Annotated in this window: 21 protein-coding genes and 1 riboswitch; of the genes, 14 read left to right on the top strand and 7 right to left on the bottom strand. The window is 72.0% G+C overall.

Annotation, left to right across the window (positions count from 1 at the left end; translation table 11 throughout):
* The first annotated feature begins 342 nt into the window (after window positions 1–342).
* Together QC283_RS34600 and QC283_RS34605 are read left to right on the top strand one after the other, a co-directional pair.
* A complete protein-coding gene (locus QC283_RS34600; RefSeq protein WP_279565729.1) occupies window positions 343–1,131 on the top strand; it encodes a carbon-nitrogen hydrolase family protein in 789 nt (262 codons plus the stop codon).
* A gap of 50 nt (window positions 1,132–1,181) precedes the next feature.
* Window positions 1,182–2,879, top strand: coding sequence for a flavin monoamine oxidase family protein (locus QC283_RS34605; RefSeq protein ID WP_279565730.1), 1,698 nt, complete (start codon window positions 1,182–1,184; stop codon window positions 2,877–2,879).
* A 38-nt stretch (window positions 2,880–2,917) separates the two neighbouring features.
* On the opposite strand, the gene QC283_RS34610 is transcribed toward QC283_RS34605, so the two are convergent.
* Together QC283_RS34610 and QC283_RS34615 are read right to left on the bottom strand one after the other, a co-directional pair.
* The gene (locus tag QC283_RS34610; RefSeq protein WP_279565731.1) at window positions 2,918–3,844 is read right to left on the bottom strand and encodes an LLM class F420-dependent oxidoreductase; all 927 of its coding nucleotides are present in this window, start codon (window positions 3,842–3,844) and stop codon (window positions 2,918–2,920) included.
* A 103-nt stretch (window positions 3,845–3,947) separates the two neighbouring features.
* On the bottom strand, window positions 3,948–4,643 hold the full coding sequence (locus QC283_RS34615) for a DUF5995 family protein (RefSeq protein WP_279565732.1): 696 nt from the start codon (window positions 4,641–4,643) through the stop codon (window positions 3,948–3,950).
* A 174-nt stretch (window positions 4,644–4,817) separates the two neighbouring features.
* Between QC283_RS34615 and QC283_RS34620 the strand changes: the two genes are divergently transcribed.
* Window positions 4,818–5,978: a glycoside hydrolase family 6 protein gene (locus QC283_RS34620; protein WP_279565767.1), complete on the top strand. Its 1,161-nt coding sequence runs from the start codon at window positions 4,818–4,820 to the stop codon at window positions 5,976–5,978.
* Here QC283_RS34620 and QC283_RS34625 read toward each other — a convergent pair.
* Window positions 5,960–7,372: a uracil-xanthine permease family protein gene (locus QC283_RS34625; RefSeq protein ID WP_279565733.1), complete on the bottom strand. Its 1,413-nt coding sequence runs from the start codon at window positions 7,370–7,372 to the stop codon at window positions 5,960–5,962. The genes QC283_RS34620 and QC283_RS34625 overlap by 19 nt on opposite strands.
* Before the next feature lie 175 nt (window positions 7,373–7,547).
* Here QC283_RS34625 and QC283_RS34630 point away from each other — a divergent pair, with 175 nt between their 5' ends.
* Window positions 7,548–8,006: an acyl-CoA thioesterase gene (locus tag QC283_RS34630; protein WP_279565734.1), complete on the top strand. Its 459-nt coding sequence runs from the start codon at window positions 7,548–7,550 to the stop codon at window positions 8,004–8,006.
* On the opposite strand, the gene QC283_RS34635 is transcribed toward QC283_RS34630, so the two are convergent.
* Window positions 7,966–9,177 (bottom strand): MFS transporter, encoded by a 1,212-nt coding sequence (locus QC283_RS34635; RefSeq protein ID WP_279565735.1) that lies wholly within the window; start codon window positions 9,175–9,177, stop codon window positions 7,966–7,968. The genes QC283_RS34630 and QC283_RS34635 overlap by 41 nt on opposite strands.
* A gap of 131 nt (window positions 9,178–9,308) precedes the next feature.
* Between QC283_RS34635 and QC283_RS34640 the strand changes: the two genes are divergently transcribed.
* The gene (locus tag QC283_RS34640) at window positions 9,309–10,520 is read left to right on the top strand and encodes an ROK family transcriptional regulator (RefSeq protein WP_279565736.1); all 1,212 of its coding nucleotides are present in this window, start codon (window positions 9,309–9,311) and stop codon (window positions 10,518–10,520) included.
* A gap of 112 nt (window positions 10,521–10,632) precedes the next feature.
* Here QC283_RS34640 and QC283_RS34645 read toward each other — a convergent pair whose 3' ends face one another.
* Both QC283_RS34645 and QC283_RS34650 read right to left on the bottom strand, forming a co-directional pair.
* Complete coding sequence (locus tag QC283_RS34645) at window positions 10,633–11,067, bottom strand: hypothetical protein (protein ID WP_279565737.1); 435 nt, start codon at window positions 11,065–11,067, stop codon at window positions 10,633–10,635.
* Window positions 11,068–11,357: 290 nt separating this feature from the next.
* The gene (locus QC283_RS34650) at window positions 11,358–13,739 is read right to left on the bottom strand and encodes a chitinase C-terminal domain-containing protein (RefSeq protein WP_279565738.1); all 2,382 of its coding nucleotides are present in this window, start codon (window positions 13,737–13,739) and stop codon (window positions 11,358–11,360) included.
* A 216-nt stretch (window positions 13,740–13,955) separates the two neighbouring features.
* A riboswitch (FMN riboswitch) is annotated at window positions 13,956–14,086 on the top strand.
* A 151-nt stretch (window positions 14,087–14,237) separates the two neighbouring features.
* On the opposite strand from QC283_RS34650, the gene QC283_RS34655 reads away from it, so the two are divergent.
* The 9 genes from QC283_RS34655 to QC283_RS34695 all read left to right on the top strand — a co-directional run bounded on the left by QC283_RS34655 (window position 14,238) and on the right by QC283_RS34695 (window position 21,597).
* Window positions 14,238–14,840: a riboflavin synthase gene (locus QC283_RS34655; protein ID WP_279565739.1), complete on the top strand. Its 603-nt coding sequence runs from the start codon at window positions 14,238–14,240 to the stop codon at window positions 14,838–14,840.
* The gene (locus tag QC283_RS34660; RefSeq protein ID WP_279565740.1) at window positions 14,837–15,481 is read left to right on the top strand and encodes a nicotinamide mononucleotide transporter family protein; all 645 of its coding nucleotides are present in this window, start codon (window positions 14,837–14,839) and stop codon (window positions 15,479–15,481) included. Before QC283_RS34655 ends, QC283_RS34660 begins: the two co-directional genes overlap by 4 nt.
* The gene (locus QC283_RS34665; protein WP_279565741.1) at window positions 15,478–16,767 is read left to right on the top strand and encodes a bifunctional 3,4-dihydroxy-2-butanone-4-phosphate synthase/GTP cyclohydrolase II; all 1,290 of its coding nucleotides are present in this window, start codon (window positions 15,478–15,480) and stop codon (window positions 16,765–16,767) included. Before QC283_RS34660 ends, QC283_RS34665 begins: the two co-directional genes overlap by 4 nt.
* 21 nt (window positions 16,768–16,788) lie before the next feature.
* Entirely contained in the window at window positions 16,789–17,274 is a 486-nt protein-coding gene (gene ribH / locus QC283_RS34670) for a 6,7-dimethyl-8-ribityllumazine synthase (protein WP_279565742.1), read from the top strand.
* 34 nt (window positions 17,275–17,308) lie between these two features.
* The gene (locus QC283_RS34675) at window positions 17,309–17,581 is read left to right on the top strand and encodes a phosphoribosyl-ATP diphosphatase (protein WP_122617146.1); all 273 of its coding nucleotides are present in this window, start codon (window positions 17,309–17,311) and stop codon (window positions 17,579–17,581) included.
* 47 nt (window positions 17,582–17,628) lie between these two features.
* Window positions 17,629–18,513, top strand: coding sequence for an ATP phosphoribosyltransferase (hisG, locus tag QC283_RS34680; protein WP_279565743.1), 885 nt, complete (start codon window positions 17,629–17,631; stop codon window positions 18,511–18,513).
* Between the two features lie 46 nt (window positions 18,514–18,559).
* On the top strand, window positions 18,560–19,027 hold the full coding sequence (locus QC283_RS34685) for a PH domain-containing protein (protein ID WP_279565744.1): 468 nt from the start codon (window positions 18,560–18,562) through the stop codon (window positions 19,025–19,027).
* Between the two features lie 204 nt (window positions 19,028–19,231).
* A complete protein-coding gene (locus tag QC283_RS34690) occupies window positions 19,232–20,563 on the top strand; it encodes a hemolysin family protein (protein WP_279565745.1) in 1,332 nt (443 codons plus the stop codon).
* The gene (locus tag QC283_RS34695; RefSeq protein ID WP_279565746.1) at window positions 20,560–21,597 is read left to right on the top strand and encodes a hemolysin family protein; all 1,038 of its coding nucleotides are present in this window, start codon (window positions 20,560–20,562) and stop codon (window positions 21,595–21,597) included. Before QC283_RS34690 ends, QC283_RS34695 begins: the two co-directional genes overlap by 4 nt.
* A gap of 9 nt (window positions 21,598–21,606) precedes the next feature.
* Here QC283_RS34695 and QC283_RS34700 read toward each other — a convergent pair whose 3' ends face one another.
* On the bottom strand, window positions 21,607–23,472 hold the full coding sequence (locus tag QC283_RS34700) for an AAA family ATPase (protein WP_279565768.1): 1,866 nt from the start codon (window positions 23,470–23,472) through the stop codon (window positions 21,607–21,609).
* Between the last annotated feature and the right edge of the window lie 147 nt (window positions 23,473–23,619).

Below are 23,619 nucleotides of genomic sequence, written 5' to 3' on the forward strand. Positions count from 1 at the left end.
GACGGGCCGGGCCAGGCCGGACGGGCCAGGCCGGTCCGGGACTGGACTGGACTGGACGGATCCGAACGGTCACCACTGTCCCGGCACCGCGCCCCCGCCACATCGCACCCCGGGAGGGAGCGCCCTCCGCCGTGCGGCGGGGGAGGACGGGCACGGTCCGGTCCCCGAGAAGGAGCCGGGGTACGACCCGCGGGCGCGGGGGCGCAACGAATCGCCGGGAGGTGACCGGCGAACGCAACGATCCGCTCACCGGCGCGCAACGGCTCCTTCTTGTCCGGCCGAGTCCGGCGACCGTACCGTCTATCTGGCCCCCCGACCCCCTCCCACCGGTGAGGAACACGCATGCGCACCGCCCTGCTCCAGAGCTCCGGCCGACCCGGCTCCACCGTCGAGAACCTCAGGGTCCTCGACGAGGCCGCGGGCCGTGCCGCCGCCGGGGGTGCCGGGCTGCTCGTCACCTCCGAGCTGTTCCTGACCGGGTACGCGATCGGCGACGACATCGGCCGCCTCGCCGAGCCCGCCGACGGCGACGCGGCCGGCGCGGTCGCGAAGACCGCCACGCGGCACGGCCTCGCCGTCGCCTACGGCTACCCCGAGCGGGCCGGCGAGAGCGTCTTCAACTCCGTGCAGCTGATCTCCGCCGACGGTGCCCGCCTGGCCAACTACCGCAAGACCCACCTCTTCGGCTGCTTCGAGCACGACCACTTCGTCCCCGGCGAGCAGCCGGTCGTGCAGGCCGAGCTGAACGGTCTCACCGTCGGCCTGATGATCTGCTACGACGTCGAGTTCCCGGAGAACGTGCGCGCCCACGCCCTGGCCGGCACCGACCTGCTGCTCGTGCCGACCGCGCAGATGCACCCGTTCCAGTTCGTCGCCGAGTCCGTCGTGCCCGTGCGGGCCTTCGAGAACCAGATGTACGTGGCGTACGTCAACCGCGTCGGCCGGGAGGGCGAGTTCGAGTTCGTCGGGCTGTCCGTCCTCGCCGGCCCCGACGGCACCGCCCGCGCCCGGGCGGGACGCGCGGAGGAACTGGTCCTCGCCGATGCCGACCCGGCCTTCCTCGCCGCCTCCCGCGAGGCCAACCCGTACCTGAAGGACCGCCGCCCCGGCCTCTACGGGTCCCTGGCCTGACCCCCCGCCGCCACCTCCCCCGTTCCACCCGTGCAAGGAGCCCGTACCCCATGACGTCCACCGTGCCCAACGCGATCGAGCACGCAGACGAGCAGCAGCCGCCGATCACCATGTTCGGGCCGGACTTCCCGTACGCGTACGACGACTTCCTCGCCCACCCGGCGGGCCTCGGCCAGATACCGGCGACCGAGCACGGCACCGAGGTCGCGGTCATCGGCGGCGGCCTGTCCGGCATCGTGGCCGCCTACGAGCTGATGAAGATGGGCCTCAAGCCCGTCGTCTACGAGGCCGACCGGATCGGCGGCCGGCTGCGGACCGTCGGCTTCGACGGCTGCGACGAGTCGCTGACCGCCGAGATGGGCGCGATGCGCTTCCCGCCGTCCTCCACCGCTCTCCAGCACTACATCGACCTGGTGGGGCTCGAGACGCGCCCGTTCCCCAACCCCCTCGCCGAGGCGACGCCCTCGACCGTCGTCGACCTCAAGGGCGAGTCGCACTACGCCGAGACGCTCGACGACCTGCCCCAGGTCTACCGCGACGTCGCCGACGCCTGGGCGAAGTGCCTCGAGGAGGGCGCCGACTTCTCCGACATGAACCGCGCCCTGCGCGAGCGCGACGTCCCGCGCATCCGCGAGATCTGGGCGAAGCTGGTCGAGAAGTTCGACAACCAGACCTTCTACGGCTTCCTCTGCGACTCGGAGGCCTTCAGGTCCTTCCGCCACCGGGAGATCTTCGGCCAGGTCGGCTTCGGCACCGGCGGCTGGGACACCGACTTCCCCAACTCCATCCTGGAGATCCTCCGCGTCGTCTACACCGAGGCCGACGACCACCACCGCGGCATCGTCGGCGGCTCCCAGCAACTGCCGCTCAGGCTCTGGGAGCGCGAGCCGGAGAAGACCGTCCACTGGCCGTACGGCACCTCGCTGAAGTCCCTGCACACGGACGGCGAGCCGCGCCCGGCGGTGACCCGGCTCACCCGCACCGCCGGCAACCGCATCACCGTGACCGACGCCGACGGCGACATCCGCACGTACCAGGCGGCGATCTTCACCGCCCAGTCCTGGATGCTGCTCTCGAAGATCGCGTGCGACGACTCGCTCTTCCCGATCGACCACTGGACGGCGATCGAGCGGACCCACTACATGGAGAGTTCCAAGCTCTTCGTGCCGGTGGACCGCCCCTTCTGGCTGGACAAGGACGAGGACACGGGGCGGGACGTCATGTCGATGACGCTCACCGACCGCATGACCCGCGGCACCTACCTGCTGGACGACGGCCCCGGCAAGCCCGCCGTCATCTGCCTCTCCTACACCTGGTGCGACGACAGCCTGAAGTGGCTGCCGCTGTCCGCGAACGAGCGGATGGAGGTCATGCTGAAGTCGCTGGGCGAGATCTACCCGAAGGTCGACATCCGGAAGCACGTCATCGGCAACCCGGTGACGGTCTCCTGGGAGAACGAGCCGTACTTCATGGGCGCGTTCAAGGCCAACCTCCCCGGTCACTACCGCTACCAGCGGCGCCTGTTCACACACTTCGTGCAGGACGAGCTGCCCGAGGACAAGCGGGGCATCTTCCTCGCCGGCGACGACATCTCCTGGACGGCCGGCTGGGCCGAGGGCGCCGTCCAGACCGCGCTGAACGCGGTCTGGGGCGTCATGCACCACTTCGGCGGGCAGACCGACGCGGCCAACCCGGGCCCGGGTGACGTCTACGACGAGATCGCGCCGGTCGAGCTTCCCGAGGACTGAACCTCCCGGCTGAGGGGGCCGCTGAGCCGGACGGCCCCCTAGACCCCGGCCGCGCGAGCCTTCTCGTACACCTCGGCGGCCAGATCCTTCAGCTCCCCGGCGTCCCGTGCGGAGCCCTGGAGGTCGATGAGGATCTCGTCGAGGCCGATCCCGGCGTGCGCGGCGAGATCCTCGACGATCTGGTCGACGCTGCCGTGGAAGGGGCGGCGGTCGGTGCCCCCTCGACCCGACGCGCGGTACCGGGTGTTGACCCGCAGCACCGTGCGGATCGGCTCCGTGCGGCCCCGCTCGGCGGCCAGGTCCTGAAGCCGCCGCAACTGTCCGGCCACGGTCTCGGCGCCGATGCCGTTCGGCAGCCAGCCGTCGGCGTGGTCGACCAGCCGGCGCCGGGCCCGGCCGCTGCCGGCCGCCAGCAGGATCGGGATCGGCCGGGCGGGCTTGGGGCCGACCACGGCGGACGCGATCCTCGTGACGTCACCCTCGTACACCACCGGGTCCGGGCCCCAGACCGCGCGGCACACCTCGATCAGCTCGTCCAGGGCCCGGCCGCGCTCGGCGAACGGCCGCCCGGACGCCGCGTACTCGTCGTGGGACCAGCCCGTGCCGAAGCCGGCGACGACCCGGCCGCCGCTCGCCGCGTCGAGCGTGGCCAGCGTCCTGGCCAGCTGGAACGGGACGTGCAACGGGGCGACCAGGACGCTGCTGCCCAACTCCGCCCGCTCGGTGGCCGCGGCGGCGAGGGTCAGGGTGACCAGCGGCTCCGCCACGCTCCGGTACTCGTCCGGCCAGGGCAGGCCCTCGATGCCGTACAGCCCCTGGGTGGCGGGCTCGGGGAACAGGGCCCGCTCGAAGACCCACAGGCTCTCGTAGCCCGTCCGTTCCGCCGCGCGGGCCACGTCGGGGACGTCCTTGCCGAGGTCGTACTGCCGCATCTGGGGGAGGCCGAGTCCGAGCCGGGTCGTCATGCCTGGGTGCTCCTTCGCAGTCGGGGTGCGATGTCGCCCGAGGTTTCAACGTACAGCGATCTCACGGCGGTTCCGGGAGCGCGCACCGGGCACCGGGGTCGGATCAGTCCGGCAGCGGGGTGAGCAGCATGCGTCCCGCGAAGCCCACCGCGGAGTCCAGCCGCTCGGTGAACTCCCCGGCGACATCGGGCAGCCGGCGCAGCGCCCACAGCGCGCGGGCCGCCGTCCAGGTGGCGTCGCGGGCGCGCTCCAGACTCCAGGCGCCGAGCAGATGGGTCAGCGGATCGGCGACCTGGAGGACGTCCGGACCCGGCATCAGCTCGTCGCGGACGCGCTCCTCCAGCGACACGAGGAGATCGCCCACCCGGTCGAACTCGTCCTCCAGCTCGACGGGTTCGCAGCCGAGCGTACGACAGGTGGCCACCACGGCCAGCGCGAGATCGTGGCCGATGTGCGCGTTGATGCCCGCCAGCGCGAACTGCAACGGCCGTACGCCGGGGTGGCGGCGGAACTGGAACAGGGGCCGCCAGCACGCGGGCGGACGGCGTCCCTCCTCGAGCGCGTCGACGGCGGCCAGGTAGCGCTCCGCGAACCGCACGTCCAGCGCGATCGCCGCCCGCGCGTCCCCGAGACGACCGCTGTCGATGTGCCGGTCGACCGCCTCGGTGACGGCCAGGTAGACGCGGTTGAAGACCGCCACCCCGTCCCGGGCGGGCAGCGTCGTGTCGAGGGCACGCATCCGGGAGAGGACGGCGTCCACCGTTTGGACGTCCGCCGTGACTTGTTCGCAGTACGCCATGGCGGCAGCGTGGCACCTTTAGGCTGACGGAAGTGCCGGCGGGCCCGACGCTTCCCCAGAACGGGGGAACGCGCCCGTCGCGCGGGGGAGGGGGAACCCTACGTGTCAGGCCTTCGTGCCCGGCGCCTGGCCGCTCGCAGGGCCGAGCGCAGGCGTGCCGCCCGCCGCAGCGCGATGGTCGCGGCGGCGTCCGTCGTGGTCGCGGTGGGCACCGCGACCGGAATGCTGTCCGCGCTCGGTGACGACGGCGGCGGTATGGACGAGGCCCGTCCAAAGGTGACGCGGTCGCCGCTGTTGCGGTCCCTGCCCGTAGTGCCGTCCCCGTCCGTGTCGGCGACGCCGTCGGTCTCCGCCTCGGCCTCGCCCTCCGCCTCGGCGAGGAGGACGAGCCCCGGCCCCTCGCCGAAGCCGAAGAGGAAGTCCGGGACGTCGGAGAAGTCCGACGCGCAGGAGTCCCGGACCTCCCCGGCCTCCACCCGCCTCTACCGGCACCCCGAATCGCAGGTCCTCGACTGGGTCCGGGCCCACCCCGACGACCCGCGCCAGGACGTCATCCGGTCCCGCATAGCCGACCACCCGGCCGCCGTGTGGTTCGCCGACTACACGCCCGGGACCATCACCTCCCGGGTCCGCGCCGTCACGTCGGGCGGTGCCGAGGCGGGCCGGGTGCCCGTGGTGGTGCCGTACGCGATACCCGACCGGGACTGCGGCGGCCACTCCCAGGGCGGGGCGCCCGACCTCGACGCCTACGACGACTGGATCGACCGCTTCGCCGCCGGGCTCGGCTCCGGTGACGTCATCGTCGTCCTGGAGCCCGACTCGGTCGCCCAGGCGGAGTGCATGTCCGCGGATGAGCGCGCCGACCGCTTCGCCTCCCTGGCCCGGGCCGGCCGGGTCCTGAAGGACGCCAACCCGAACGCCCGGGTCTACTTCGACGCGGGGCACTCCGGCTGGCACGCGCCCGCCAAGCAGGCGGGCTGGCTGAGGCAGGCGGGCGCCGCCTCGGCCGACTCCTCCGACGGCATCTTCAGCAACGTGTCCAACTTCCACACCACCGCCGACGAGGTCACCTACGACCGCGCGGTCCTCGACGCCCTCGGCGGCCCCCCGAGCCTGGGCGCCGTCATCGACACCAGCCGCAACGGCAACGGCGCCCCGGCCGACGGCGAGTGGTGCGACCCGGCCGGCCGCGAGATCGGCCGCGCGCCGACCCTGAGCACCGGCATGGGGCGCGTCGACGCCTACCTGTGGGTCAAGCTGCCCGGGGAGTCGGACGGCTGCAAGGGCAAACCGGGCACGTTCACGCCGTCCTACGCCTACGACTTGGCACGCTGAGACCCGTCACCGCCGTCCTTGGCCTTCTCGTCGTACGACGACGTGCCCTCGTCCAGCAGCGGCCCCTGCGTCTTGAGGTGGGCCGGGGCGAAGGCCCGCAGCGCGTGGTAGCCGGTGATGACGACCACGGTGCCGAGCGCGATGCCGCTGAGCGAGAAGGTGTCGGTGAACTCCATGCTGACGTTGCCGACGCCGATGATGATGCCCGCGGCGGCCGGCACCAGGTTCAGCGGATTGCGCAGGTCCACCTTGGCGTTGATCCAGATCTGCGCGCCGAGCAGGCCGATCATGCCGTAGAGGATGACCGTGATGCCGCCCAGCACACCGCCGGGGATCGCGGCCACGACCGCGCCGAACTTCGGACAGAGACCGAAGAGGAGGGCGAAGCCCGCGGCGGCCCAGTAGGCGGCCGTCGAGTAGACCCGGGTCGCGGCCATCACACCGATGTTCTCGGAGTACGTCGTGTTCGGCGGGCCGCCGACCGCGGTGGACAGCATCGAGCCGACGCCGTCCGCGGAGATCGCCGTGCCGAGCTTGTCGTCGAGGTTGTCGCCGGTCATCTCGCCGACCGCCTTGACGTGCCCGGCGTTCTCCGCGACCAGCGCGATGACGACCGGCAGGGCGACCAGGATCGCCGACCACTCGAAGCTCGGCCCGTGGAAGGACGGCAGCCCGATCCAGTCGGCCTGGCCCACGGCGGAGAAGTCCAGCCGCCAGTGGTCGGTGAGCTTCCCGCTGCCGTCCACCGAGTGGATCTTCCCGAAGACCTGGTCGAGGACCCAGGAGAGGACGTATCCGAAGACCAGCCCCAGGAAGATCGCGATCCGGGACCAGAAACCGCGCAGGCAGACCACGGCCAGACCGGTGAACAGCATCACCAGCAGCGCCGTCCACTGGTCCTGCGGCCAGTAGGTGGAGGCGGTGACGGGGGCCAGGTTGAAGCCGATCAGCATCACCACCGCGCCGGTGACGATCGGCGGCATCGCGGCGTGGATGATCCGTGCCCCGAACCGCTGCACGGCGAGCCCCACCAGGAACAGCGCGGCACCGACGACGAGAACCGCGCCGGTCACCGTGGCGCTGGTGCCGCCCTGGGCCCGGATGACGGCGGCGACGCCGACGAAGGAGAGCGAGCAGCCGAGGTAGCTGGGCACCCGGCCGCGGGTGGCGAGCAGGAAGATGACGGTCGCCACGCCCGACATCATGATCGCGAGGTTGGGGTCCAGGCCCATCAGGACCGGAGCCACGAAGGACGCCCCGAACATGGCCACCACATGCTGGGCGCCGAGCCCGGCCGTGCGGGGCCACGAGAGCCGTTCGTCGGGGCGGACCACCGCTCCGGGGGCGGGTACCTTTCCGTCCCCGTGCAGCTTCCAGCGCACGCCGAGGTCCATGGTGAGGTTTCGCTTTCTCTGTACGTGAGGACTGTCCGGACCATTGTCAGGGGTGCCGCGTGGTCCCACGTCCCGCGCCCCCGGCTGACCAGCACCTTCCTGGTCATCGATACTGAGCGACCGCTTAGGATGGAGTGGATCCGCCGTACGTGAGACAAGACCAGGAGTCCCGCCCGTGACCGCCGAAGCCCCCGCCGCCCCCGTTCTCTCCTACGGCCGGCTCGTCCCCGTCACCGTCCACTTCGACGACCTGGACGCGCTCGGCCTGCTGCACAACGCCCGCTACCCGGTGATGGTCGAACGGGCCTGGGCCGAGCTGTGGACCGAGCACGGCTTCCGGTTCGAGGGCGACTGGGCGGCGGCCGGTGACGCCTGCAACGCGGTCAAGGAACTGACGATCACCTACGAGGCGCCCGTCACCCGGCCGGGCGCGTACGCCGTCCACCTCTGGCTGGACCGGCTCGGCACGACCGGGCTGACGTACGGCTTCCGCTTCTGCTCCGCGGACGGCGCCACCACCTACGCCCGCGGCACCCGCGTGCTGGTCCGGCTGGACTCCGGGACGCTGCGCCCGGCGCCGTGGAGCGACACCTTCAGGACTGCCGGTCGGGCACTGCTGCGTTCGGCGGACTGACCTTCCGGCGCTCCCGGTCCCCGGCGCGCAGCACCTTCGCGAACACCACCAGGCAGAAGGCCAGCGCCGTCACCAGACCGAACGACACCACCAGGCTGGTCGCCTGGGCCAGACCGCCGATCGCGCTCGGGGCGACCAGACCGGAGGTGTACGTGATGGTGGCGACGCCCGCGATGGCCAGGCTGGGGTTGGAGCCGGCGCGGCCGGCCGCGGCGAAGCACAGCGGGATGACGACGGCGATGCCGAGACCCATCAGCGCGAAGCCGGTCATCGCCACCGCCGGATGGCCCCCGGCGACGATGAGCAGACCGCCCAGGGTGGCCAGCACACCGCTCACCCGGACCGTGCGCACCGCGCCGAACCGGTCCACCACCTTGTCCCCGGCGAACCGGGCCAGCGCCATGGTCAGCGTGAAGCCCGTCGTGCACGCCGCCGCCAGACCGGCCGAGGCCTCCAGCTGGTCCCGCAGGTAGACCGCCGACCAGTCCAGGCTCGCGCCCTCGGCGAACACCGCGCAGAACCCGACCGCGCCGATCAGCAACGCCGACCTGGGCGGCAGCGCGAACCTCGGCGGCGGATCCTCGTCCTCGGCGGGCTGGAGGTCCAGCACCCGGGAGCAGGCCACCAGGCCCGCCACCGTCAGCACCGCGGCGGCCAGGGCGTGGTGCAGCCGGGCGTCCGCGCCCAGGTGGGCGGCGAGCGTGCCGGCCGCCGAGCCGATCAGGGCGCCCGCGCTCCACATACCGTGCAGGCCCGACATGATCGACTTGTCGAGCCGGTTCTCGATCTCGACACCGAGCGCGTTCATCGCCACGTCCGACATGCCCGCCGTGGCGCCGTAGACGAACAGGGCGAGACACAGGGTGAGCAGGTTCGGCGAGAGGGACGGCAGGACGAGGGCCAGCGTCCACAGGGCCAGCAGGCCCCGCAGGGCGGTGCGGGCACCGAAGCGGTGGCTGACGCGGCCTGCCAGCGGCATGGCGACCGACGCGCCGAGCGCCGGGAAGGCGAGCGCTAGGCCCAACTGGCCCGCGCTCACCCCGGCATGGTCCTGGATCCACGGCACGCGCGTCGCGAACGAGCCGGTGACGGCCCCGTGCACGGCGAAAACGGCCGCCACGGCGTACCGGGCGCTCCTCACCTCGCGTCGCTCGTAGACCACTGTGCTCATTCTCCGGCCCTCCGTCGGGTCTGCCGTACTGCCTGCCTCCACTGCGTCGCGTAAACTATCAGGGTCCCTTCCTGATAGATAGGGGATTACCGGCGCGGACCCCCGCGCCGCCGATCTGGAAGGATCCCGGCATGCCCGCATCTCCGCGCACCGCCCGGGCCATCAACGACCGGCTCGCACTGGACCTGCTCCAGCGGGAGGGTCCGTTGACGGCAGGGCGGTTGAAGCAGCTGACCGGCCTGTCCCGGCCCACCGTCGCCGACCTCGTCGAACGCCTCACCGTCTCCGGTCTGATCGAGGTGGCGGGGGAGTCCGGCGAGCAGCGCCGCGGCCCCAACGCCAAGCTGTACGGCATCGTCGCCGGGCGCGCCCATCTCGCCGCCCTCGACGTGCGCACCGAGGGCGTCGCCGTACTGGTCTCCGACCTGCTCGGCCGGGTGCTGGCCGAGGCGTCCGTGCCGATCGGCGACGGCACCGGGACGGGCCCCGCGGTGGAGCAGGCGGTGGGCCTGGTCGAGCGCGCGGCGAAGGGGGCCGGCGCCGAGCGGCTGCACACCGTCGGCATCGGCGTGCCCGGCCTGATCGACCCGGCCGGCGGTGAACTCCGCGATTCCGGCGGTCTGCCCGAGTGGCACCGCCGGCTGATGGCCGCGTTGCAGGAGAGGTATCCCGAGGCGCGGGTCGGCGTCGAGAACGAGACCAACCTCGCCGCCCTGGCCGAGCAGCGCGACGGGGCGGCCCGGGACCGGGACACGTTCGTCCTGCTCTGGCTCGGCCTCGGCATCGGCGCCGCGGTCGTCCTCGACGGCACCCTGCGGCGGGGTGTCTCCGGCGGCGCGGGCGAGATCGGCTTCCTGCCGGTACCGGGCACCTCCGGCCTGCCGTCGGCCACCGACTGCGACGGCGGGTTCCACTCCGTGGCCGGGGCGGCGGCGGTGGCCGCCCTCGCGGCGCGGCACGGCGTGACGGCGGTGCCCGAGGGGCTCGAGCCGCACGCCGCCGCGCTGGTACGGGAGGCGGTGCGCAGGTCGTCGACGGACCGGGGAGGGCAACCGGATCCGGCCGCGGAGCGGTTCCTCGACGAGCTCGCCGACCGGGTCGCCGTCGGCGCCGCGGCCGTCGTGTCCGTGCTGGACCCCGGCTGCCTGGTACTGGCCGGCGAGGTCGGCCGGGCCGGCGCCGGCACGCTCGCTGCCCGCGTCCAGCACCGCCTCACCCGGATGTCACCGCTCGCCACCGAGGTACGGCCCAGCACGCTGGGCGGCGGTGCCGTACTGCGCGGGGCACTGCTCACCGCCCGCGACCGGGCCCAGGACGTGCTGTTCGCCCCGCCGGAGCGTTAGCTCGATCTTCAACCTGTGCGGCGTGGGCGGCTCACCGGCAGCCGCGCGCGGCCGCCCCCGCACCGGGCCGTACGGAACTGGTGGCCGACCGGCCCTCTCGTCGCCCGCCCTCTCAGGGCGCCGGCCGCCGCGCCGTGTGGCCGGACTCCCGGAAGGCACCCCCGTCCGCCGCCGCCCACAGCAGGACCGCCGGCAGCAGCACCGCCGCTCCCAGCAGCACCATGAATCCCGCGCCGCTCGCCGCCGACAGGGGCTCCAGATGCCGGGCGTGGAAGAGGAGATGGACGACGGAGGACACCAGGTAGGCCACCAGGGCGGTGACCACCAGCCGCCGTTCCATCGCCGCCACCGCCGCGCACAGCACCACGGCGAGAGCCAGGCTGGCCCCGCCGAAGTCCCGCAGCAGGTGCTCGTTGTAGGGCGGCAGGTGCGACACCCAGGGCCACTTCCAGAACAGCTCGGGCAGCAGCAGGACCCACAGCCCCAGCACCACCTGCGCGCCGGCCAGCAGCCCCAGGCCCGTCCGCAGCCACGCCCGTCCGCTCATCCGCTCCGCCTCCGAGTCCCACCGTCGAACCGCACCGACGGACACTCCCTGAACGCCCCCGGCCGGGGCGCGAGGTGTCCGCCCGTGCGGAGACCCGGGTAAGTCTTCCCCGCGAGCGGCACCTTCACCGGTGGGCCGGCCCGGACGGCGACGAACGGGTCCGGTGGCGCTCGGACTCCTCGGCGATCACGGTCGTCACATCCTCACCCCAGGCGTCCGGCGAAGGCGTATGGAGAGACCCGGCGGCGGGCAAGGGCTCCGTCACCGCCGCCGGGCCGGTCTTGCCGGGGTCAGCAGGCGCCGAGGTCCTGCCAGACGCCCCACTCACCGGTGGTGCCGGGCTCCTCGCCCTTCGTCCACCATTTGGACTTCCACGAGTGCCCCTCGTGGGACACCGTGCTGCCACTGCCGTATTCCGCGGCCGCCGCCCAGGCCGGTGCCGCGCACTGCCCGGCGCCGTCCGTCGGGCTCGGGCTGGGGCTCGGGCCCGGCGACTGAGTGCCCGTGGGCGTGGGGGTCGGTGCCGGAGTCTGAGCCCCGGGGTCGACCACGGTCGTGCCCCGGGCCAGGTCGCCCGCCAGGGCGTACGTCTTCCCGCCGAACGCCACCGTCCAGTTCGACGGCGTCGACACCGGCAGGTAGTAGACGAAGTCCACCGTCGTGGACGCGCCCGGCGCCAGCGACTGCCAGGCCGGCAGCTTCAGCGACACCCGGTGGTAGTCGCCCTTCAGCCCGCCCGCGTTGCCGCCCGTGTGGTCGCTGCGGATCACCGACGTGCCCCAGCCGGACTGGTCCTTGGCGTTGCCGGGCGCGGAGGTGGCGTAGTCGAACCGGAACTCCGTACCGCCGGGCAGCGCCGTCTTCGTGTTGTTGGTGATCTTCAGCTTGGGGCTGATCGGGTAGTTGGAGTCGCCGAGCGGGAACTCCCCGAACTCCACGTCGATGTCGAGCGCCTCGGCCGGCATGTCGATCGTGGCGCGCTCGGCACCGTAGGGGGAGGCGTTCTTGAACGTGTCGTACATCGTGTCGGTCAGCGTCGAGCCGGGCACGTACTGACCCTTGCCCGCGTCCCAGGCGTAGTCGCCCGCGAGCTCCCACACCATCGTGCCGCCGATGCCGCGGTCGACGACGTAGTCGGCCTTGGCCTGGACCGACTGCTCGTCCTCGGTGGACAGGAAGACCTTCTTCTCGGCGTTCCACAGCCAGGGCGCGACCAGCGTGGAGTCGTACTTGCGGGCGTACGTGCCGGTCAGCTTCGTGTCGGCCGGGAAGCCGTAGTCGGTGACGTAGTCGCCGACGACGCCCTTCTCCAGGTTCTTCGCGTGCCACATCGGGTTGGAGCCCGCGGGCGACTCGTCGCCGTCGGTGTCCAGGTCGTGCCACAGGTTGTCGATGCCGACCGCGCCGTCACCGCACTTGGTCAGGCCGGAGCCGGCCGGGCAGTCCGTGGAGGGTGCCTTGCCCCAGAGCCCGTCGGTGCCGCCGGTGACGTTCTTGAAGCCCCGCGTGTAGTAGGGCAGCCCGATGTTGATGCGCCCGGCCGGCATCGAGCCGCGGAAGTAGTGGTACGCCCAGTCGGTGTTGAGGTACCCGATACCGCCGTACTGGGAGGTGGAGTACACGCCCCCGGCGGCGAGTTCGGGGTCCTTGCCGTCGTCGAAGAGGGAGGCGTTCGGGCCGACGTACTCGTTCCAGGCGCCGTGCAGGTCGTACGACATGATGTTGACGTAGTCCAGGTACTTCTGGACCTGGAAGGTCTCCATGCCGCGCAGCAGGTATCCGGAGGACGGCGCGGCGACGGAGAGGAGGTAGTGCCTGCCGTCCGCGGCGCCCGCGCGGTCGAGCTTCTCGCGCAGCGTCTTCATCAGGGCCGCGTAGCCCTCGACCAGCCCGGCCCGGCGGCCGTTCGCGAAGGACCAGTCGAGCGGGTTGCCCGCGTCCTTCATCGTCGTCGGGTACTCGTAGTCGATGTCCACGCCGTTGAAGCCGTACTTCCGGACGAAGTCGACCGCGGAGTCCGCGAAGGTCTCGATGCCGGCCTGGTTGACCGAGCCGTCGGCGTTGGTGGCCATCGAGTAGAAGCCGCCCGAGTCCACGCGCGTGCCGTCGTCGGCGAAGTAGCCGCCCGTCTCCGCCCAGCCGCCCACCGAGATCATCGTCTTGACGTCCGGGTGCTGCTTCTTGAACTTGGTCAGCTGGTTGAAGTGGCCCTTGTAGGGGAGGGCCGGGTCCATCTCGGCGCCCTCGACCCCCGGCCACGTCATGCCGGTCGCCGGGTTCTTCTCGCTGTCCGGGCCCACGGAGAGCTTGTTCTCGCCGTCGACGTGGGCGAAGGCGTAGTTGATGTGGGTGATCTTGTCCCACGGGATGTCGGAGGCGAGATAGGCGGGCTTGCCGTCCTTGCCGGTGCGCCAGCTCGTGAAGTAGCCGATCACGCGGCGCGGGTGGTCGGCGCCCATCCTCTCCCGGCCCGCAAAGTCGTAGACCGAGCAGTAGGGGACGTCGACGCCGGGGGTCCGGTAGAGCCCGTCGGGGCGACAGGTCTCCTGGTCGGCGGCTTGCGAGGCGGTCGCCGGAAGGCCGGCGAGCAGCAGGCCGGCGACGGCGGCGGCAGCCGCGAACAGGGCCGGCCCCGCTCTGTGGCGGGATCTGGAGCGTGACGGGGAAGGCACAGTCGGTTCCTCTCCACGGAAGTTGCGCAGACCCTAGAGAGGACTAGACCAGTCAGTCAATAGGTATGGACCAATTGCAAGGTGGGGTGGGAGAAGCCCAGTTGAGGACGGTCGCGGCACGGCCGGGTCCGCCGTGGCAGCGTTCTGTGAGCCACTCCACACACTCCGTCCGCATGGACGGCGATCAGGCGTGGCACACTGGCCCTGTACCAGAAGCAGCGCACTCCGGGGTCGGTGAAAGTCCGAACCGGCGGTTACAGTCCGCGACCCGGTCGCTTCCAGCGGCCGGTTGACCAGGTGAAATTCCTGGACCGACGGTTAAAGTCCGGATGGGAGGCAGTGCGCGGCGGGCGAGCACACGTGCGCGCCGCCGACCTCTGGGCTCGCCCGTTGCCGGGCGGGTCCCGTCCGGCGTCGTTCCCGGTGTTCTCGCTCGCGATATCTGTCGTTCCCGACAGCCCCGGAGTCCGTGCCCGAAGAGGCAGGAGGACCCGGGAAGTGTTCACCGGAATCGTCGAAGAGCTGGGCGAGATCACCGCCGTCGAGACCCTCGACGACGCCTGTCGCTTCCGCCTGCGCGGCCCCGTGGTCACCGAAGGCGCACGGCACGGCGACTCGATCGCCGTCAACGGCGTCTGCCTCACGGTCGTCGACCACGAGGGCGACGAGTTCACCGCGGACGTGATGGCGGAGACCCTGCACCGCTCCAGCCTGGGCGTCCTCACCACCGGCTCCCGCGTCAACCTGGAGCGGCCCACCGCCGTCGGCGCCCGCCTCGGCGGGCACATCGTGCAGGGCCATGTCGACGGCACCGGCGAGATCCTGGAGCGCAAGCCCTCCGAGCACTGGGAGCTCGTGAGGATCTCCCTGCCCGAGGACCTTGCCCGCTACGTCGTGGAGAAGGGCTCCATCACCGTCGACGGCATCAGCCTCACCGTCGTCGACGCCGGCCCCGACTTCTTCACCGTCAGCCTCATCCCCACCACCCTCGCCCTGACCACGCTCGGCCTGAAGCAGCCCGGCGACCCGGTCAACCTCGAGGTGGACGTCATCGCCAAGTACGTCGAGCGCCTGCTCGGCACCCAGGGGGGCACCCGGTGAACTGGCTCAACTCCGAGGCGTTCACGCTCTTCGACCAGCACATCAAGTGGTCGGACATGATCGGCAACGTGATCGGCCTGCTCGGCCTCGCGCTCGGCTGGCGGCGCTCCCTCTGGACCTGGCCCGTGCAGTTCGTCTCCGGACTCGTCCTCTTCACGGCCTTCGCCACCGCCCACCTCTCCGGCAGCGCGGGCAAGCAGATCGTCGTCATGGTCGTCGCCGCCTGGGGCTTCTGGCAGTGGAACCGCGGCCGGCAGCAGACGCAGGACGGGTCCATCGCCGTCCGGTTCGCCACCTGGCGCGAGCGCGGCGCCCTGCTCGCCGCCGCCGCGGTCGGCACCCTCGCGGTCGGCGGCCTGTTCACCGCCTTCCCGACCCTGTCCTGGGACCCCTGGCCGGACGCGTACATCTTCGTCGGCACCGTCGTCGCCATGTACGCCCAGGCACGCGGCATGGTCGAGTTCTGGTTCGCCTGGCTGCTGGTCGACCTGGTCGGCGTCCCGCTGAACTTCGCCAACGGCTTCGCCTTCTCCGGCTTCGTCTACGTCATCTACGGCGCGCTCGTCCTGTGGGGCCTGCGCGACTGGTGGCTGCGCTCCCGCACCGCGGCGCGGCCCGTCCCGGAAGGAGCGCCCGCATGAGTACGGCACCCATCCTCTACAGCACCGACGGCCTCGACGACCTGGCCCTCGACCCGATCGAACAGGCCATCGCGGACATCGCCGCCGGCCGCCCGGTCGTGGTCGTCGACGACGAGGACCGCGAGAACGAGGGCGACCTCGTCATCGCCGCCGAGAAGGCGACCGAGGAGATCGTCGCCTTCATGATGAGCGAGTGCCGCGGCCTGATCTGCGCCCCCATGGAGGGCGACGAACTGGACCGGCTCCGCCTCCCGCAGATGGTCGACGACAACACCGAGTCGATGAAGACCGCCTTCACCGTCTCCGTGGACGCCACCGCCGCGCACGGCGTCAGCACCGGCATCTCCGCCTCCGACCGCGCCACCACCCTCCAGCTCCTGGCGAGCGGCGCCGCCGAGCCCACCGACCTGGTCCGGCCCGGCCACATCTTCCCGCTGCGCGCCCGCTCCGGCGGCGTGCTCGTCCGAGGCGGCCACACCGAGGCCGCCGTCGACCTCGCCCGCCTCGCGGGCCTGCGCCCGGCCGGCGCCATCGTCGAGATCGCCGGCGAGGACGGGCGCATGCTGCGGCTGCCCGAGCTGATCCCGTTCGCCCGTAAGCACGGCCTGACGATCATCTCCATCGAGGACCTCATCGCCTACCGCCGCAGCGAGGAGCCCACCGTCCGCCGCGAGGCCGAGGTCCGCCTGCCCACCCGGCACGGCGAGTTCACCGCGTACGGCTACCGCTCCACCGTCGACGGCGTCGAGCACGTCGCCCTCGTGCACGGGGACATCGGTGAGGGGAAGGACGTCCTGGTCCGCATTCACTCCGAGTGCCTCACCGGCGACGTCTTCGGCTCCCAGCGCTGCGACTGCGGCCCCCAGCTGGACGCCTCCCTGGACCGCATCCAGGCCGAGGGCAGGGGCGTCGTGGTCTACCTGCGCGGTCACGAGGGACGCGGCATCGGCCTGATGTCCAAGCTGCGCGCCTACGAGCTCCAGGAGCGCGGCCGGGACACCCTCGACGCCAACCTGGAACTCGGCCTGCCCGCCGACGCCCGTGACTACGGCGCCGGCGCCCAGATCCTGACCGACCTCGGCGTGCGCGCCGTGCGCCTGATGACCAACAACCCGGACAAGAGCGACGCCCTCGAACGGCACGGCATCGAGGTCACCGGCCGCGAGCCGATGCCCGTCCAGGCCGGCGAGCACAACCTCCGCTACCTGCGCACCAAGCGGGACCGGATGGGACACGACCTGCCCTGGCTGGACACGACGCCCGTGTCCACCTGCGGCAACCAGTAAGCAAGCAACGCGAGGAGAGACGTGAGCGGCAAGGGTGCACCGGAGCTGTCCGTACGCAACGTGGGCGACCTGCGGGTCGCCGTCGTCGCGGCGCAGTGGCACGACAAGGTGATGGACGGACTGGTGGACGGCGCCCTGCGCGCCCTGCGTGAGCTGGGCATCGACGAGCCGACCCTGCTCAGGGTCCCCGGCAGCTTCGAGCTCCCGGTCGTCGCCAAGGTCCTCGCCGGGCGCGGCTACGACGCGATCGTCGCCCTCGGCGTCGTCATCCGCGGCGGGACCCCCCACTTCGACTACGTGTGCCAGGGGGTGACCCAGGGGCTCACCCAGGTCTCGGTCGACACCGGTGTCCCCATCGGCTTCGGCGTGCTCACCTGCGACACCGAGGAGCAGGCCCTGGACCGGGCCGGCATCGAGGGCTCCCGCGAGGACAAGGGACACGAGGCGGTGACCGCGGCCGTCGCCACGGCGGCCACGCTCCGCTCAGTATCCGAACCGTGGCGTTAGGCCGGTCGGCACTACGCGTAAAGTGGGCGCCACCATGTCCAATAAGACTTTCGAGGAGCTCTTCACCGAGCTCCAGCACAAGGCCGCGAACGGCGACCCCGCCACCTCCCGCACCGCCGAGCTGGTGGACAAGGGGGTCCATGCCATCGGCAAGAAGGTCGTCGAGGAGGCCGCCGAGGTCTGGATGGCCGCCGAGTACGAGGGCAAGGAGGCGGCGGCCGAGGAGATCTCCCAGCTGCTGTACCACGTCCAGGTGATGATGGTCGCCCGCGGGATCTCCCTGGACGACGTCTACGCCCACCTGTAAAGCCGAACCCCTTTCTTCAACCCCTTCACACAAAGGAAGCCGACCTCATGCTGCGCATCGCCGTCCCCAACAAGGGTTCCCTGTCAGGCCCCGCGGGGGACATGCTGCATGAGGCCGGCTACCAGCAGCGCCGCGAGTCCAAGGAACTGCGCGTCGTCGACCCGACGAACGAAGTCGAGTTCTTCTACCTCCGCCCCCGGGACATCGCGATCTACGTCTCCTCCGGCAAGCTCGACATCGGCATCACCGGCCGGGACCTGCTGATCGACTCCGGCGCCGAAGCCGAGGAGATCCTCCCGCTCGGCTTCGCCCGCTCCACCTTCCGCTTCGCCGGCAAGCCGGGCACCGCGAACGGCATCGAGGACCTGGGGGGCCGGACCGTCGCCACCTCCTACGAGGGCATCGTCGCGGCGCACCTGGCCGACCGGGGCGTCGACGCCTCCGTCGTCCACCTCGACGGCGCCGTCGAGACCGCCATCGAGCTCGGTGTCGCCGAGGTCATCGCGGACGTCGTCGAGACCGGGACCTCCCTGCGCAACGCGGGCCTGGAGGTCTTCGGCGAGCCCATCATGAAGTCCGAGGCCATCGTGATCGTCCCCCAGACTTCGTCCGGGGGTGCCCCCAGCTCGGGCGCGGAGCCCGACGAGACGACCGAACCCAAGGTGCAGCAGTTCCTGCGCCGCCTCCAGGGCGTCCTGGTGGCCCGGACGTACGTGATGATGGACTACGACTGCCGCGTGGAGCAGCTGGAGAAGGCCGTCGCGCTCACCCCCGGCCTGGAGTCCCCGACCGTCTCCCCGCTGCACAACGAGGGCTGGGTCGCCGTCCGCGCGATGGTCCCGGCCAAGGAGGCCCAGCGGATCATGGACGACCTGTACGAGATCGGTGCCCGGGCCATCCTGACCACGGCCATCCACGCCTGCCGCCTCTGAACGGCCGTCCACGCCGCCGCCTCTGAGCACCACCCGGAGCAACGTCATGCCCGACACCACGCCGGACCTGCCCGCCCTGCCCGTCACCTTCCGCCCGGGGCGCACCCGTGTGGTCCTGTCCGTCCTCGCAGTCGGCACATTCGTGACCATCTCGGCGGTCGGCATGCTGCTGGACGGCCTCGGCATGGGGGAGCGCCTCAGCTTCGCGCTGACGGCGCTCGTCCTCGCCGGGGTCCTGTTCCTGCTGGCCAGGCCCCGGGTCACCGCCGACGACGCGGGCGTCACCGTCGTCAACCTCACCACCAAGCGGCGCCTCGCCTGGGCCGAGATCCTCCGGGTCAACCTCCGGCAGGGCGACCCCTGGGCCTTCCTGGACCTCAGCGACGGCACCAGCCTGCCCGCGCTCGGCATCCAGCCGGGCATCGCACGGCAGCGCGCCATCCAGGACGCGCGCGCTCTGCGCGCCCTCGCCGAGGCCCGGTCCGGCGCCGCCCCCGAGGCGCCCCGCGGCTGACGCGCGGACGGCGCCCCTGCCGCGGGCACCCTTTTCGTGATTAATCTGGGAACGAGGACGCGGCCGTCGCGTCCTCGCCCCTGTCGCTCCGCCCGGTGCGCGGGGGTTCCCGCTACCCGAGGAGTGACTCCCTCCGGCGATGGACGGACCGTCCTGCAGTACCTGCGCCGCCCCCTGCTGTGACTCCCCACAGGCGGCGGCAACATGACCACCCCCCTGCTGCTTCTCGCGGCCGCGTTCCTGCTGATCCTCGCCAACGGCTTCTTCGTGGCGGCCGAGTTCGGCCTGGTGACCGTCGAACGACCGGACGCCGAGCAGGCCGCCGCCGACGGCGACCGACGCGCCCGCCGGGTCGTCGAGTCCCTCAAGGAACTGTCCTTCCAGCTCTCCGGCACCCAACTCGGCATCACCATCACCTCCCTCGTCGTCGGCATGCTCGCCGAACCGGCGCTCGCCCAGCTCCTGGACGGCCCCTTCACGGCGATCGGCACCCCCCGGGGCGCCGTCCCCGGTGTCTCCGTCGTCGTGGGCATGCTGCTGGCCTCGGCGGTCCAGATGGTGATCGGCGAGCTGGTGCCCAAGAACTGGGCGGTGTCCAAGCCACTCCAGGTCGCGCGCTTCGTCGCGGGCCCGCAGCACGCCTTCGCCCGGCTCTTCCACCCGGTGATCGCCGCGCTGAACGCCGTGGCCAACCGCCTGGTGCGCGCTCTCGGCATCGAACCCACCGAAGAGCTGGCCTCCGCCCGCACCCCCGGCGAACTGGTCTCCCTGGCCCGGCACTCCGCCCGGGCCGGCGCCCTGGAGCAGGACACCGCCGACCTCTTCGTACGGACCCTGTCCCTGGGTGAACTGACCGCGCAGCACGTCATGACCCCGCGCGTGAAGGTCAGCGCCCTGCATTCCTCGGCCACCGCCCAGGACGTCGTCAACCTGACCCGGGCCACCGGCCTGTCCCGCTTCCCCGTCTACCGGGAGAGGATCGACGAGATCGTCGGCATGGTCCACCTCAAGGACGCCCTCGCGGTGCCCGCGCACGAACGGCTGCGCACCACCGCCGGCCGGATCGCCCGCCCCGCGCTGCTCGTCCCCGAAACGCTGCCCGTCAGGCCGCTGCTCACCCGCCTGCGCAGCGAGCAGCCCATCGCGGTCGTCGTCGACGAGTACGGCGGCACGGCAGGCGTCGTCACCCTGGAGGACATCGTCGAGGAGATCGTCGGCGAGGTCCGCGACGAGCACGACGGTCTTGACACCCCCGAACTGGCCCCCGCCCCGCCCGAGGAGGGCCGGCCCGCCTGGGACGTCGACGGCAGCTGCCGTGTCGACGCCCTGCGGCGCATCGGCCTGAAGGCGCCCGAGGGGCCGTACGAGACCGTGGCCGGACTCGTCGCCGACCTGCTGGGCCGTATCCCGGCCGTCGGCGACCGGGCGGAACTGCCCGGCTGGCGTCTCTCCGTCCGCCAGGTCGGCCACTACCGCGCCGAGCGCACACGACTGGTACGGACGGCGCCGGTCTCCGCGCTGGAGGCCGTCCGATGAGCGTCCTGCAACTCCTCTTCGCCGCGCTGCTCGTACTCGCCAACGGCTTCTTCGTCGGCGCCGAGTTCGCCCTCGTCTCGGTGCGCCGCAGCCAGATCGAACCGCTCGGCACCGCCCGCGCCCGACAGGTGCTGTACGGCCTGGAGCGGCTGCCGCAGATGATGGCCGCGGCCCAGTTCGGCATCACCGTCTGCTCCCTGACCCTCGGCGCGGTCGCCGAACCGACCGTCGCCCGTCTGCTGGAACCGGTCTTCGAGTGGATCCACCTGCCGCACGGCGTGATCCACCCGCTCGGCTATGTCATCGCGCTGGCCCTCGTGATCTTCTGCCACCTCGTCATCGGCGAGATGGTCCCGAAGAACCTCGCGATGGCCGCGCCCGAGAAGGCCGCGCTGTGGCTGAGCCCCGGCCTGGTCGCCTTCGCCCGCCTCTGCAAGCCGATCACCGTCGCCCTCGGCGCCTGCGCCCAGGGCATCCTGCGGCTGTTCCACGTCGAGCCCAAGGACGAGGTCGAGGCCGTCTTCACCAGTGAGCAGCTCAACCGGCTGGTGGAGGACGCCGGCCAGGCGGGCCTGCTCGACCCGGAGGAGCAGGAACGCCTGGAGGACGCCCTGGAACTGGGCTCCCGCCCGGTCACCGACGTGCTCCTCGGGCGCGAGTCCCTGATCACGGTCAGCCCTTCGGTCACGCCGGGCGAGATCGTCGCGCTGACCGCCCGCACCGGGTACTCGCGCTTCCCGGTCGCGGCGGGGAAGGGCGCCTTCATGGGCTATCTCCACGTCAAGGACGTCCTCGACCTGGAGGACTCCGACCGGGCCGTCCCGCAGCACCTCTGGCGCCCCATGACGACCCTGCGTCCCGAACTCCCGCTCGACGACGCCCTCACCGTGATGCGCCGAGCGGCCACCCACCTGGCCCAGGTGACGGACGCGTCGGGAAAGGTCCTGGGCCTGGTCGCCCTGGAGGACGTACTGGAACTACTGGTCGGAGAGGTCAGAGACCCGGCCCACAGAGAGGTGACACTGGCGACATAGCGCGGTGTCTCACACCCCCGGAGAGGCCTGCGGCCCCCGCCCCGACAGCACCTCCCCGTACGCCTGCATCAGATCCGGCAACCGCAACGTCGCCAGGTCGTCCCGGGTCAGCACCCCGGGACACACGGACAGTCGCAGGTCCCGGTACGCGCAGCTCTTCTCGTACAGCGTTCGCAGGAACCGCCCGTTCCCCAACTCGTCGATCCACCCCTGGTCGACCACGTGCCCGGCGATCGACCGCAGTTCGTCGAGTGCCTCCTCGTCCCACCCGTCCCCGTTCTCGGCGGCGAGGACCTCACCGATGGAGGTGAGTTCCAGCGGCCGGTACGACGGGAAGTCGACCCGGGTGGTGAAGCGGGAGGACAGCCCCGGGTTGGCGGTCAGGAGCCGGTCCATGCCCTCCGGGTAACCGGCCAGGATCACCACCAGGTGGTCGCGGTTGTCCTCGGCCCGCTTCAGCAGCACCTGGAGGGCCTCGTCGCCGTACGCGTCGCCCTTGCCGTAACCGGAGTTGGACAGGGAGTACGCCTCGTCGACGAAGAGGACGCCGCCGAGCGCGGAGTCGATCAGTTCGTTGGCCTTCACGGCGGTCTGGCCCAGGTACTCGCCGACGAGGTCGGCCCGCTGCGCCTCCACGAGATGGTCGCCGCCGAGCAGGCCGAGGGCGTAGAAGACGCGGCCCAGGATGCGGGCCACGGTGGTCTTGCCGGTGCCGGAGGGACCGGAGAAGACGAAGTGACGCTTGGGTGGCTGGACCGGCAGGCCCTGGCCGGCCCGCAACCGCGCCATGTTCAGCTGCGCGGACAAGGCCTTGACCTGCCGTTTCACCGGCTCCAACCCCACCATGCGCTCCAGCTCGGCGAGTGCCTCCTCCAGTAACGCGGGGTCGGTGGGCCCGGCGGGCAGGGACGGGTCGGGGCCGTCGGCCTTCTCACGCACCGACGGTCCGGTCAGCGAGGGCAGCGGGGCGGCCGGCGGGGGCTCGGGGACGGAGAGCTTGAGCCCGCGCTCCTCGGTGCCGAAGAGCGGGTCGAGTCCGTCGGCGCCGTCCAGGCCGTCCGGTCCCATACCGGCCTGTGCGAGCCCCGCGAGGTCGGCGTCGTCGGCGTAGCCGTCGCTCTCGGCGATCGCCGCCAGCCGGGCCGAGGTGTCCATGAAGGCGGGGTCGACGCGGTGCACGGCCCGGTACAGCGGCAGCGCCGCGGCGCTGCGGCCCGTGCCCTCGTGCGCCCTCGCCAGCCAGTACCGCAGTTCCTTGCGCTGCGGCTGCTCGCTGCGGCACCGCATGAGGGCCGCCGACAGCAGGGGCTCGGCCTGTCCGTACATCTCCAGGCGAACCCGGGCCATGCCGCTGAACAGTCCTGCCTCGATGCCCAGCAGGGGATCGCCGAGCAGCGGGTCGGTGTGCCGGACGAGCTGTTCCCAGTCCTTGACGAGGTAGGCGCGGCAGGCGTGCAGGAAACGGACCTGGGAGTCGGCGTCCACCGGCGGCAGTCCGGCCAGCGCCCGGTCCAGTTCCGGGACGTGGCGGCCGTCCAGCCAGTGGGAGGCGTGCGCCAGCAGCAGATCGCGCGGATGCTCCAGTACGGGCTGCACCCACCAGCCCAGCCAGTACCAGGAGTTGAGCGTGCGGCGATGCCGGGCGCGCTGCTCGCCGAAGCGCTCCCGGTGCCGGAACATCCTGAGCAGCGCGTTGGTGGTGTCGACGCGCAGCGCGTGCAGTCCCAGCCAGCCGTCGGCCATCGCGGGATCGACGCGTACCGCGGTCCGGAACTCCTCCTCCGCCTGCGGATAGGCCCCCATGGTGTAGGCGTCCACGCCGCGCAGCCAGGCGAGGTCGGCCGGGGCCTGCGGGCCCTGCGTGCCGAAGTCCATCCCGTCCCCCACGTACCGTGCCCCCGTCGGTATGCCGCCGAGCCGTCGCCCGTCGGCCGCCTCGGTCAACGGCTGTACCGCGGACCGGAGTTGCAAGGTGCGCGCGGCAACCGCCCGTAGGTCGCACCGAGGGCATCGTACCCGCGG

This window comes from Streptomyces sp. DH41 (assembly GCF_029813785.1).
Lineage (GTDB): Bacteria > Actinomycetota > Actinomycetes > Streptomycetales > Streptomycetaceae > Streptomyces.

Excerpts from the sequence above, each read along its gene's own strand:
- QC283_RS34645 (WP_279565737.1), bottom strand. The coding sequence starts at position 11,067 with ATGAGCGGACGGGCGTGGCTGCGGACGGGCCTGGGGCTGCTGGCCGGC.
- QC283_RS34615 (WP_279565732.1), bottom strand. The coding sequence starts at position 4,643 with ATGGCGTACTGCGAACAAGTCACGGCGGACGTCCAAACGGTGGACGCC.
- QC283_RS34600 (WP_279565729.1), top strand. The coding sequence starts at position 343 with ATGCGCACCGCCCTGCTCCAGAGCTCCGGCCGACCCGGCTCCACCGTC.
- hisG (WP_279565743.1), top strand. The coding sequence starts at position 17,629 with ATGCTGCGCATCGCCGTCCCCAACAAGGGTTCCCTGTCAGGCCCCGCG.
- QC283_RS34620 (WP_279565767.1), top strand. The coding sequence starts at position 4,818 with ATGGTCGCGGCGGCGTCCGTCGTGGTCGCGGTGGGCACCGCGACCGGA.
- QC283_RS34605 (WP_279565730.1), top strand. The coding sequence starts at position 1,182 with ATGACGTCCACCGTGCCCAACGCGATCGAGCACGCAGACGAGCAGCAG.
- QC283_RS34700 (WP_279565768.1), bottom strand. The coding sequence starts at position 23,472 with ATGGACTTCGGCACGCAGGGCCCGCAGGCCCCGGCCGACCTCGCCTGG.
- QC283_RS34625 (WP_279565733.1), bottom strand. The coding sequence starts at position 7,372 with ATGGACCTCGGCGTGCGCTGGAAGCTGCACGGGGACGGAAAGGTACCC.
- QC283_RS34665 (WP_279565741.1), top strand. The coding sequence starts at position 15,478 with ATGAGTACGGCACCCATCCTCTACAGCACCGACGGCCTCGACGACCTG.
- QC283_RS34635 (WP_279565735.1), bottom strand. The coding sequence starts at position 9,177 with ATGAGCACAGTGGTCTACGAGCGACGCGAGGTGAGGAGCGCCCGGTAC.
- QC283_RS34690 (WP_279565745.1), top strand. The coding sequence starts at position 19,232 with ATGACCACCCCCCTGCTGCTTCTCGCGGCCGCGTTCCTGCTGATCCTC.
- QC283_RS34640 (WP_279565736.1), top strand. The coding sequence starts at position 9,309 with ATGCCCGCATCTCCGCGCACCGCCCGGGCCATCAACGACCGGCTCGCA.
- QC283_RS34685 (WP_279565744.1), top strand. The coding sequence starts at position 18,560 with ATGCCCGACACCACGCCGGACCTGCCCGCCCTGCCCGTCACCTTCCGC.
- QC283_RS34695 (WP_279565746.1), top strand. The coding sequence starts at position 20,560 with ATGAGCGTCCTGCAACTCCTCTTCGCCGCGCTGCTCGTACTCGCCAAC.
- QC283_RS34675 (WP_122617146.1), top strand. The coding sequence starts at position 17,309 with ATGTCCAATAAGACTTTCGAGGAGCTCTTCACCGAGCTCCAGCACAAG.
- QC283_RS34610 (WP_279565731.1), bottom strand. The coding sequence starts at position 3,844 with ATGACGACCCGGCTCGGACTCGGCCTCCCCCAGATGCGGCAGTACGAC.